Here is a 12,102-nt window from a genome sequence, read left to right on the forward strand (position 1 = left end):
CTGGATTACCTCTGTGCCTCTGTGTGTTGATCCTGGGGAAACCCCCGGACGGGCGTCCGGGGGCCGTGCCGGCGTGGAACCGGCGGATGCCTACTTCTTGACCACCGCCTCGGCGATGTTGGAGGGCGCCTCGGCGTAGTGGTCGAACTCCATCGTGTAGGTCGCGCGACCCTGCGACATCGAGCGCAGCTGGGTGGCGTAGCCGAACATCTCGCCCAGCGGGATCATCGCGTTGATGATCTTGCCCGACGGGCTCTCGTCCTGGCCCTGCAGCACGCCACGACGGCGGCTCACGTCGCCCATCACGTCGCCGAGGTAATCCTCGGGGGTGACGATCTCGACCTTCATGATCGGCTCCAGCAGCACCGGGCTGGCCTTGTTGAAGCCTTCCTTGAACGCCATCGAGCCGGCGATCTTGAACGCCATTTCCGAGGAGTCGACCTCGTGGTACGAGCCATCGACCAGACGGACCTTGACGTCGACGATCGGGTAGCCGGCGAGGATGCCGCTGGCGGCCGCCTCCTGGATGCCCTTGTCGACGGCCGGCACGTATTCCTTCGGCACGACGCCGCCGACGATCGCGTTCTCGAACACGTAGCCCGCGCCCGGCTCCTGCGGCGCCAGCTCGATCCACACGTGGCCGAACTGGCCCTTGCCGCCGGACTGGCGGACGAACTTGCCTTCGACCTTGACCGGCTTGCGGATGGTCTCGCGGTACGCGACCTGCGGCTTGCCGACGTTGGCCTCGACGTTGAACTCGCGCTTCATGCGGTCGACGATGATGTCCAGGTGCAGCTCGCCCATGCCGGAGATGATGGTCTGGCCGGACTCCTCGTCGGTCTTGACGCGGAACGAGGGGTCTTCCTGGGCCAGGCGGCCCAGCGCGATGCCCATCTTCTCCTGGTCGGACTTGGTCTTGGGCTCGACCGCCATCGAGATCACCGGCTCCGGGAACACCATCTGCTCCAGGGTGATCACCGCGTCGGCGGCGCACAGGGTCTCGCCGGTGGTGACGTCCTTCAGGCCGACCGCGGCGGCGATGTCGCCGGCACGGACTTCCTTGATCTCCTTGCGATCGTTGGAATGCATCTGCAGCAGGCGGCCGATGCGCTCCTTCTTGCTCTTGACCGGGTTGTAGACCTGGTCACCGGCATTGAGCACGCCCGAGTACACGCGGAAGAAGGTCAGCGAACCGACGAACGGATCGGTGATGACCTTGAACGCCAGCGCGGCGAACTTCTCGTCGTCGGACGACTTGCGAGTTGCCTCCTGCTCGTTCTCGTCGATGCCGCTTACCGAAGGCACGTCCACCGGCGACGGCAGCAGCTGGACGACGCCGTCGAGCATCGCCTGCACGCCCTTGTTCTTGAACGCGGTGCCGCAGAACACCGGCACGATCTCGGTCCGCAGGGTGCGCTCGCGCAGGCCGGCCAGGATCTCGTCCTCGGAGAGCTCGCCGCCCTCCAGGTACTTCTCCATCAGCTCCTCGGTGGCCTCCGCGGCCGCCTCGACCATGAACGCGCGTGCCTCGGCGGCCCTGTCAGCCAGCTCGGCCGGGATCTCGCCGTACTCGAAGGTGGTCCCCTGGGACGCGGTGTCCCAGTGGATGCGCTTCATCTTGATCAGGTCGATCACGCCGTCGAAGTCGTCTTCGGCGCCGACCGGCACCTGCATCGGCACCGGATAGGCACCCAGGCGGGACTTCAGCTGGCCCACCACCTTGTCGAAGTTGGCGCCGGTGCGGTCCATCTTGTTGACGAACGCCAGCCGCGGCACGTGGTACTTGTTGGCCTGGCGCCAGACGGTCTCGGACTGCGGCTGCACGCCGCCGACCGCGCACAGCACGAACACCGCGCCGTCGAGCACGCGCAGCGAGCGCTCGACCTCGATGGTGAAGTCGACGTGGCCCGGGGTGTCGATGATGTTGAAGCGGTGCTCGGGCAGGGTCTTGTCCATCCCCTTCCAGAACGCGGTGGTGGCCGCCGACTGGATGGTGATGCCGCGCTCCTGCTCCTGCTCCATCCAGTCCATGGTCGCCGAACCATCGTGGGTCTCGCCCAGCTTGTGGTTCACGCCGGTGTAGAACAGGATGCGCTCGGACGTGGTGGTCTTGCCGGCATCGATGTGGGCCATGATGCCGAAGTTGCGGTAACGCTCGATGGGAGTGGTGCGAGCCACGGGACCCTCTCGTATGGATTCTTGGTTTCCGGATGGCCGGAGCCCGCGGGAGCGGGTCCGGTTCACATGGCGGCCGGGCCGCCGTGGCACCACTCTGAGGCGATGCACGATGTCCCGCCGGTGGCCGGCGGGACATCGGGGTGTTACCAGCGGTAGTGCGAGAACGCCTTGTTGGCTTCCGCCATGCGGTGGATTTCCTCGCGCTTCTTGATCGCGCCACCACGGCTTTCGGAGGCGTCCATCAGCTCGGCGGCCAGCTTGCGCGGCATCGAGTTCTCGCCGCGCTTGCGGGCGGCCTCGATCAGCCAGCGCATCGCCAGCGCCATGCGACGGGAGGCGCGGACCTCGACCGGCACCTGGTAGGTCGCGCCACCGACACGGCGGGACTTGACCTCCACCGCCGGCGAGACGTTACCCAGGGCCTTCTCGACCAGTTCCAGCGGGGCCGGGTTCTTCTCCCCGATGACGTCCATCGCACCGTAGACGATGCGCTCGGCGACGGACTTCTTGCCGCTCTTCATGACCATGTTGATGAAACGCGCGATCGTCTCGCTGCCATGCTTGGGATCGGGCAGGATGGAACGCTGCGGTGCGGAGCCTTTACGCGACATTGGATCAGTTCCTCATCACTTCGGGCGCTTGGCGCCGTACTTGGAGCGGCGCTGGCGACGCTTGGCGACGCCGGCGGCGTCCAGCGAGCCACGCACGGTGTGGTAACGCACGCCCGGCAGGTCCTTGACGCGACCGCCGCGGATCAGCACCACCGAGTGCTCCTGCAGGTTGTGGCCCTCGCCACCGATGTACGAAATGACCTCGTACCCGTTGGTCAGGCGCACCTTGGCCACCTTGCGCATGGCCGAGTTGGGCTTCTTCGGGGTGGTGGTGTACACGCGGGTGCAGACGCCGCGGCGCTGCGGGCAGTTCTCGAGCGCCGGAGAGTCGCTCTTGTAGGTAGGCGCCTGCCGCGACTTGCGGACCAGCTGATTGATCGTCGCCATCTGGAGCTCTTTGGTGATTGGCGGGCCGCGGACTGCCGGCGTGCCATGTGAAAAAAACGAACGGCAAGCCGGATACACCCGGCCCACCGAGACGGAAAAGCATAACGTGCACAGGCGCGCCTTGTCAACGCGTGCCTGTGCACGGGTTCCCCGGCCGCGGGCACACGCGCCACGCCGCCGGGGACATGCCATCGATCCCGCCCTTCCCTGGGCCCAACACGAGGCGCTCCGTGCGCCTCATTTGGTGATCTGGGCGCCCATGGACGGGCGCCGGGTACCGCGATATTACTGCTCGCCGGACTCCTGCCCGGCCACGTCGGCCGCCTCGGCCGCCGGTTCGGCACTGTCGCCGCCGACCGGCGCGGCCAGGGCCGCCATCTCGGACTCGGTCAGGCCACTGGCGTCCTTGCGGCGCTGCTTGTGGTAGGCCAGGCCGGTGCCGGCCGGGATCAGCCGGCCGACGATCACGTTCTCCTTCAGGCCACGCAGGCGGTCACGGGTGCCGCGCACGGCCGCCTCGGTGAGCACGCGGGTGGTCTCCTGGAACGAGGCCGCGGAGATGAACGACTCGGTCGCCAGCGAGGCCTTGGTGATGCCCAGCAGCACCGGCTCGCCACGCGGGATGATGCCCGCGTCCATGGCCGCGACCCGGTTGACCTCCTCGACGAAACGCTGGCGCTCGACCTGCTCGCCCACCAGGAACCGGCTGTCGCCGGTGTCGGTGATCTCGACCTTGCGCAGCATCTGGCGGACGATCACCTCGATGTGCTTGTCGTTGATCTTGACGCCCTGCAGGCGGTAGACGTCCTGGATCTCCTTGGTCAGGTAGGCCGCCAGCTCCTCGACACCCTTCAGGCGCAGGATATCCTGCGGCGTCGGCTCGCCGTCGACCACGGTCTCGCCCTTCTCGACGTGCTCGCCCTCGAACACGATGACCTGGCGGTACTTCGGGATCAGCTCCTCGTGCTCGCTGCCGTCGGCATCCCTGATCACCAGGCGCTGCTTGCCCTTGGTCTCCTTGCCGAAGCTGATCACGCCGGAACGCTCGGCGAGGATCGCCGGGTCCTTCGGCTTGCGCGCCTCGAACAGGTCGGCCACGCGCGGCAGGCCGCCGGTGATGTCGCGGGTCTTGGACGCCTCCTGCGGGATCTTGGCGACCACGTCGCCCACGCCCACCGGGGCGCCGTCCTGCAGGTTGACGATCGAGCGCGGCGGCAGCTGGTACTGCGCCGGCAGGTCGGTGCCCGGGATGTTCAGGTCGTCGCCATTCTTGTCGACGATGCGCACGATCGGGCGCAGGTCCTTGGCCTGGGAGCCGCGGCGCTTGGGATCGGTGATCTCGCGCGAGGCCAGGCCGGTGAGCTCGTCGGTCTTCTCGATGACGGTCACGCCGTCGACGAAGTCGATGAAGCGCACGAAACCGGCCACTTCCGAGACGATCGGGTGGTTGTGCGGATCCCAGTGGGCCACGGTCTGGCCAGCCTTGATCTCCGCGCCGTCCTTGACGTCGACGGTCGCGCCGTACGGCAGCTTGTAGCGCTCGCGCTCGCGGCCGTAGCCGTCGAGCACCGACAGCTCGCCCGAGCGCGACACCGCGACCAGGCTTCCGTTGGCGTGGGCGACGTGCTTGAGGTTGTTGAACTTGATGGTGCCGGTGGTCTTGACCGTGACGTTGTCGATCGCCGCCGCACGCGAGGCCGCACCACCGATGTGGAAGGTCCGCATGGTCAGCTGGGTGCCCGGCTCGCCGATCGACTGCGCGGCGACAACGCCCACGGCCTCGCCGTGGTTGACCAGGTGGCCACGGGCCAGGTCGCGGCCGTAGCAGTTCGAGCACACGCCGAAGGCCGAGGTGCAGGTGATGGTCGAGCGGACCTTGAGCAGCTGCACGCCCGCCTCCTCCAGCCGCACCACCCACTTCTCGTCGAGCAGGGTGTTGCGGGTGACGATCGGCTCCTCGTCGTTGCCCGGCAGGTACACGTCCTCGGCCACCACGCGGCCCAGCACGCGCTCGCGCAGCGGCTCGACAACGTCACCACCCTCGACGATCGGGGTCATGGTCACGCCTTCGGTGGTGCCGCAGTCGTCCTCGGTGATCACCACGTCCTGCGCCACGTCCACCAGGCGGCGGGTCAGGTAGCCGGAGTTCGCGGTCTTGAGCGCGGTGTCGGCCAGGCCCTTGCGGGCGCCGTGGGTCGAGATGAAGTACTGCTGGACGTTCAGGCCCTCGCGGAAGTTCGAGGTGATCGGGGTCTCGATGATCGAGCCGTCCGGCTTGGCCATCAGGCCGCGCATGCCGGCCAGCTGGCGGATCTGCGCCTGCGAACCACGCGCGCCGGAGTCGGCCATGATGTAGACCGAGTTCATCGACTTCTGCTCGACGGTCTCGCCCTTGGCGGTCTTGACCTTCTCGAAGCCGATGGTGTCCATCATCGCCTTGGCCACGCGCTCGTTGGTGCGCGACCAGATGTCGACCACCTTGTTGTAGCGCTCGCCGGCGGTGACCAGGCCCGACTGGTACTGCTCCTGGATCTCCATGACCTCGGCCTCGGCCTCGTCCAGGATCCCCTTCTTCTCGTCCGGGATGGTCATGTCGTCGATGCCGATCGACACGCCCGCGCGGGTGGCGTAGGCGAAGCCGGTGTACATCAGCTGGTCGGCGAAGACCACGGTCTCCTTCAGGCCCAAGCGGCGGTAGCAGGAGTTGATCAGCCGGCTGATGTTCTTCTTGTTGAGCTCGACGTTGGCCAGCTCGAACGGCAGCGCCACCGGCAGGATGTCGTGCAGCAGCGCACGGCCGACGGTGGTGTCGACGATGGAGTTGACCTGGTAGCGGTTGCCGTCGTCGTCGATCACGGTCTCGGTGATGCGCACCTTGACCTTGGCGTGCAGCTCGACCACGCGGTTGTCGTAGGCGCGCTTCACCTCGGCGATGTTGGCGAACACCATGCCCTCGCCCTTGCGGTTCTCCAGGGCGCGGGTCATGTAGTACAGGCCGAGCACGACGTCCTGCGACGGCACGATGATCGGCTCGCCGTTGGCCGGCGAGAGGATGTTGTTGGACGACATCATCAGCGCACGCGCTTCCAGCTGGGCCTCCAGGCTCAGCGGGACGTGCACGGCCATCTGGTCACCGTCGAAGTCGGCGTTGAACGCGGTGCACACCAGCGGGTGCAGCTGGATCGCCTTGCCCTCGATCAGCACCGGCTCGAAGGCCTGGATGCCCAGGCGGTGCAGGGTCGGCGCACGGTTCAGCATCACCGGGTGCTCGCGGATGACCTCCTCGAGGATGTCCCAGACCTCCGCCTCTTCGCGCTCGACCAGCTTCTTGGCCGCCTTGATGGTGGTGGCCAGGCCGCGGCGCTGCAGCTTGGCGAAGATGAAGGGCTTGAACAGCTCCAGCGCCATCTTCTTGGGCAGGCCGCACTGGTGCAGCTTGAGGTACGGGCCGACCACGATCACCGAACGGCCGGAGTAGTCCACGCGCTTGCCGAGCAGGTTCTGGCGGAACCGGCCCTGCTTGCCCTTGATCATGTCGGCCAGCGACTTGAGCGGACGCTTGTTGGTGCCGGTGATGGCGCGGCCACGGCGGCCGTTGTCCATCAGCGCATCGACCGACTCCTGCAGCATGCGCTTCTCGTTGCGCACGATGATCTCCGGCGCGTTGAGCTCCAGCAGGCGGCGCAGGCGGTTGTTGCGGTTGATGACGCGGCGGTACAGGTCGTTGAGGTCGGAGGTCGCGAAGCGGCCACCGTCCAGCGGCACCAGCGGACGCAGGTCCGGCGGCAGCACCGGCAGCACCGTCATGATCATCCACTCGGGCTTGTTGCCCGACTCGACGAAGGCCTCGATCAGCTTGATCCGCTTGGTCAGGCGCTTGAGCTTGGTCTCCGAGCCGGTGGCGGCGATGTCCTCGCGCAGCTGCACCATCTCGGCCTGCAGGTCGAGGGTGCGCAGCAGGTCGTAGACCGCCTCGGCGCCCATCGCGGCCTCGAAGTCGTCGCCGTGCTCCTGGCGCATCTGCATGTACTGCTCTTCATTGAGCAGCTGGCCGCGCTCGAGCGGGCTCAGGCCCGGCTCGGTGACCACGAACGCTTCGAAGTACAGGATCCGCTCGATGTCGCGCAGGGTCATGTCCAGCATCAGGCCGATGCGCGAGGGCAGCGACTTGAGGAACCAGATGTGCGCGACCGGGCTGGCCAGGTCGATGTGACCCATGCGCTCGCGGCGCACCTTGGCCAGGGTCACCTCGGTGCCGCACTTCTCGCAGACCACGCCGCGGTGCTTCATGCGCTTGTACTTGCCGCACATGCACTCGTAGTCCTTCACCGGCCCGAAGATGGCCGAGCAGAACAGCCCGTCACGCTCGGGCTTGAAGGTGCGGTAGTTGATGGTCTCGGGCTTCTTGACCTCGCCGAACGACCACGAACGGATCAGGTCCGGCGACGCCAGGCCGATCTTGATCGAGTCGAAGTCGAGCGCCGGACGCTGCTGGTTGAACAGGTTGAGCAGGTCTTTCATTTTCTTTCTCCGTGGAGGAGTAAATCCTGGGGGGAAGGCGGGGTCAGGAGCGGGAACCGGGAGCCGGGAACGACGCTGCGTGTGGATGCGCGCTTTCGTTCCCGGTTCCCCGTTCCCCGTTCCCGCCTCAGTCCTCCTCGAGTTCCATGTTGATGCCCAGCGAGCGGATCTCCTTGACCAGCACGTTGAACGACTCCGGCATGCCGGCAACCATCTCGTACTCGCCATCGACGATGTTCTTGTACATCTGGTTGCGGCCCTGCACGTCGTCGGACTTCACCGTCAGCATCTCCTGCAGGGTGTAGGCGGCGCCGTAGGCCTCCAGTGCCCAGACCTCCATCTCGCCGAAGCGCTGGCCGCCGAACTGCGCCTTGCCGCCCAGCGGCTGCTGGGTGACCAGGGAGTACGGACCGGTGGAGCGGGCGTGCATCTTGTCGTCGACCAGGTGGTTGAGCTTGAGCATGTGCATGTAGCCCACGGTCACCGGACGGTCGAAGGCCTCGCCGGTGCGGCCGTCGTGCAGGGTGGCCTGGCCGGAGCTGGGCAGCCCGGCGAGTTCGAGCATCTTCTTGATCTCGGACTCCTCCGCGCCATCGAACACCGGGGTCGCCATCGGCACGCCATCGGTCAGGTTGCGCGCCAGGCCCAGCAGCTCCTCGTCGGAGAACTGGCCCAGGTCCACGCGCTGCCCGGCAAGCTTGTCGTCGTGGTTATAGATCTGGTCGAGGAACTTGCGCAGCTCGTTGACCTTGGCCTGCGCCTCGAGCATGCCCTGGATCTTCCGGCCCAGGCCCTTCGCGGCCCAGCCCAGGTGGGTTTCCAGGATCTGCCCGATGTTCATGCGGCTCGGCACGCCCAGCGGGTTGAGCACGATGTCGACGGTCTCGCCATCGGCCATGTACGGCATGTCCTCGACCGGCACGATGGTCGACACCACGCCCTTGTTGCCGTGGCGGCCGGCCATCTTGTCGCCCGGCTGGATGCGGCGCTTCACCGCCAGGAACACCTTGACCATCTTCAGCACGCCCGGGGCGAGGTCGTCGCCCTGGGTGATCTTGCCGCGCTTGTCGGCGAAGCGGCGCTCGAACTCCTGCTCGTGCGCGGCGATCTGCTTCTGCGCGCGCTCGATCGCCTCGACCGCCTCCTCGTCCTTCATCCGCAGGCCGAACCAGTCCTTCTTCGGCATCGAGTCGAGCACCAGGGAGGTGACCGTCTCGCCCTTCTTCAGCCCGGCGCCGCCGTTGGCGGCCCTGCCGATCAGCTGGCCGCGCAGGCGGTCGTAGATCGCCGCCTCGAGGATCCGGAACTGGTCGTCGAAGTCCTTCTTGACCCGGCGGATCTCGGAGTCCTCGATCTGCTGGGCGCGCTTGTCCTTCTCGATGCCGTCGCGGGTGAAGACCTGCACGTCGATGACCGTGCCGTCCATGCCCGGCGGCACGCGCAGCGAGCTGTCCTTAACGTCGGAGGCCTTCTCGCCGAAGATCGCGCGCAGCAGCTTCTCCTCGGGGGTCAGCTGGCTCTCGCCCTTCGGGGTGACCTTGCCGACCAGGATGTCGCCGGCCCGGACCTCGGCGCCGATGTACACCACGCCCGACTCGTCCAGGCGGTTGAGCGCCTGCTCGGAGACGTTGGGGATGTCGGCGGAGATCTCCTCCGGCCCCAGCTTGGTGTCGCGGGCGACCGCGGTCAGCTCCTCGATGTGGATGGTGGTGTAGCGGTCCTCGGTGACCACCCGCTCCGACAGCAGGATCGAGTCCTCGAAGTTGTAGCCGTTCCACGGCATGAAGGCGACCAGCATGTTCTGGCCCAGGGCCAGCTCGCCGATGTCGGTGGACGGGCCGTCGGCCAGCACGTCGCCGCGCGCCACCACGTCGCCCACGTTCACCAGCGGGCGCTGGTTGATGCAGGTGTTCTGGTTGGAGCGGGTGTACTTGACCAGGTTGTAGATGTCGACGCCGGCATCGGCCTCGCCGGCGATCTCGTCCTCGTTGGCCTTGACCACGATGCGGCCGGCGTCGATCTGCTCGACGGTGCCGCCGCGCAGCGCGTTGACGGTCACGCCCGAGTCACGCGCCACGGCGCGCTCGATGCCGGTACCCACCAGCGGCTTCTGGGCACGCAGGGTCGGCACCGCCTGGCGCTGCATGTTGGCGCCCATCAGTGCGCGGTTGGCGTCGTCGTGCTCCAGGAACGGCACCAGCGCGGCGGCGACCGATACGGTCTGCATCGGCGAGACGTCCATGAACTGGACCTCGGCCGGCGGCTTGAGCAGGTTCTCGCCCTGGTAGCGCACGTCGACGAACTGCTCGCTCAGGCGGCTCTCGTCGTCCAGCGGCGCATTGGCCTGGGCGATGACGTACTCGTTCTCCTCGATCGCCGACAGGTACTCGACCTCGTCGCCGACCTTGCCGTCCACCACCTTGCGGTACGGGGTCTCCAGGAACCCGTAGTCGTTGGTGCGGGCGAACACCGCCAGCGAGTTGATCAGGCCGATGTTCGGGCCTTCCGGGGTTTCGATGGTGCACACGCGGCCGTAATGGGTCGGGTGCACGTCGCGGACCTCGAAGCCCGCGCGCTCGCGGGTCAGGCCGCCCGGGCCAAGGGCCGACACGCGGCGCTTGTGGGTGACCTCCGACAGCGGGTTGTTCTGGTCCATGAACTGCGACAGCTGCGAGGAGCCGAAGAACTCCTTCACCGCCGCGGCGACCGGCTTGGCGTTGATCAGGTCCTGCGGGGTCAGCCCGTCGGCCTCGGCCATCGACAGGCGCTCGCGCACCGCGCGCTCCACGCGCACCAGGCCAACACGGAAGGTGTTCTCGGCCATCTCGCCGACCGAGCGCACGCGACGGTTGCCCAGGTGGTCGATGTCGTCGACCATCCCGCGCCCGTTGCGGATCTCGGTCAGCACGCGGATGACGTCGAGGATGTCCGAGGCGTCGCCGTTGGCTTCGGCCAGGCGGCGCGACTCCTCGTCCTTGCGCTCGGCGAAGTAGCGGGCGTCGTAGAGCACCGCGGCGCCCTCGGTTTCCTTGCGGCCGAGGCGGCGGTTGAACTTCATGCGGCCGACCGAGGACAGGTCGTAGCGCTCGAAGGTGAAGAACAGGTTGTGGAACAGGTTCTGCGCGGCGTCCTTGGTCGGCGGCTCGCCCGGGCGCATCATGCGGTAGATCTCCACCAGCGCCTCGAGCTGGTTGCGGGTGGGATCGATGCGCAGGGTGTTGGACAGGTACGGGCCGCGGTCCAGGTCGTTCACCCACAGGGTGCCGACGGTCTCGATGCCGGCCTTGCGGAACGCCTCCAGGTGCTCCTCGGTGATCTCGTCGTTGGCCGCGGCGATCAGCTCGCCGGTGCCCGCGTCGACCACGTCATGGGACAGGATGCGGCCGACCAGATAGCTGTCGGGCACGGCAAGGGCCTCGATGCCGGAGGCCTCGAGCTGCTTGACGTGGCGCGCGGTGATGCGCCGGCCGGCCTCGACGATGACCTTGTCGCCATCGGCCAGGTCGAAGTCCAGGGTCTCGCCGCGCAGGCGTTCGGGTACCAGCTCCAGCTGCACGCCTTCCTTCGGGTCGACTTGGAAGGTGTTGATCTCGAAGAACTCGGCCAGCATCTCCTCGTTGCTGTAACCGAGTGCGCGCAGCAGCACGGTCACCGGCAGCTTGCGGCGACGGTCGATACGGGTGAACAGCGCGTCCTTCGGGTCGAACTCGAAGTCCAGCCAGGAGCCGCGGTAGGGAATGATGCGGGCGCTGTAGAGCAGCTTGCCCGAGGAGTGGGTCTTGCCGCGGTCGTGGTCGAAGAACACGCCCGGGCTGCGGTGCAGCTGGCTGACGATGACCCGCTCGGTGCCGTTGACGATGAAGGTGCCATTGGCGGTCATGAGCGGGATCTCGCCCATGTAGACCTCCTGCTCCTTCACGTACTTGATCGACTTGCTGGAGGACTCGCGGTCGTAGATGACCAGGCGCACGGTCACCCGCAGCGGGGCGCCGTAGCTCATCCCGCGGGTGCGGCACTCGCGCTCGTCGAACGCCGGCTCGCCCAGCTTGTAGCCGACGTACTCCAGCGCGGCGTTGCCGTTGTAGCTGGTGATCGGGAAGACCGACTTGAGGGCGGCATGCAGGCCGCGGTCGGCGCGCTTGGCCGGGTCGACGTCTTCCTGCAGGAACTGGCGGTAGGAGTCGACCTGGATCGCCAGCAGGAAGGGGACCTCCAGGATCGACTTGCGCTTGCCGAAATCCTTGCGGATGCGCTTCTTCTCGGTGAACGAGTAATTCGTCGTGGACGCTGTGGTCATGATGGGCTACCGCCTCGGGGGTCTGCTGCGGGCCGCGCCTGGGCGGCCCCGGGGGAACGTGTGGGAATTGCCAGTTGGAAGTCGCTGGTATTGCCGGCACCAGCACGC

General features: G+C 67.2%; 5 protein-coding genes. All 5 read right to left on the reverse strand.

What is annotated here, in order from left to right:
- Positions 1-90: 90 nt before the first annotated feature.
- Positions 91-2,178: an elongation factor G gene (gene fusA / locus LY625_RS00005; protein ID WP_233736965.1), complete on the reverse strand. Its 2,088-nt coding sequence runs from the start codon at positions 2,176-2,178 to the stop codon at positions 91-93.
- A 143-nt stretch (positions 2,179-2,321) separates the two neighbouring features.
- Positions 2,322-2,789: a 30S ribosomal protein S7 gene (gene rpsG, locus LY625_RS00010; protein ID WP_233736966.1), complete on the reverse strand. Its 468-nt coding sequence runs from the start codon at positions 2,787-2,789 to the stop codon at positions 2,322-2,324.
- Positions 2,790-2,804: 15 nt separating this feature from the next.
- On the reverse strand, positions 2,805-3,176 hold the full coding sequence (gene rpsL, locus LY625_RS00015; RefSeq protein WP_027070518.1) for a 30S ribosomal protein S12: 372 nt from the start codon (positions 3,174-3,176) through the stop codon (positions 2,805-2,807).
- A 285-nt stretch (positions 3,177-3,461) separates the two neighbouring features.
- Positions 3,462-7,697 carry a DNA-directed RNA polymerase subunit beta' gene (rpoC, locus tag LY625_RS00020; RefSeq protein WP_233736967.1) on the reverse strand — a complete coding sequence of 1,412 codons (4,236 nt, stop codon included), beginning with the start codon at positions 7,695-7,697 and terminating at the stop codon, positions 3,462-3,464.
- A 127-nt stretch (positions 7,698-7,824) separates the two neighbouring features.
- A complete protein-coding gene (gene rpoB, locus LY625_RS00025) occupies positions 7,825-11,994 on the reverse strand; it encodes a DNA-directed RNA polymerase subunit beta (RefSeq protein ID WP_233736968.1) in 4,170 nt (1,389 codons plus the stop codon).
- Positions 11,995-12,102 lie beyond the last annotated feature (108 nt).

This window comes from Lysobacter sp. GX 14042 (assembly GCF_021390425.1).
In the GTDB taxonomy this organism is placed as follows: Bacteria; Pseudomonadota; Gammaproteobacteria; order Xanthomonadales; family Xanthomonadaceae; genus Novilysobacter.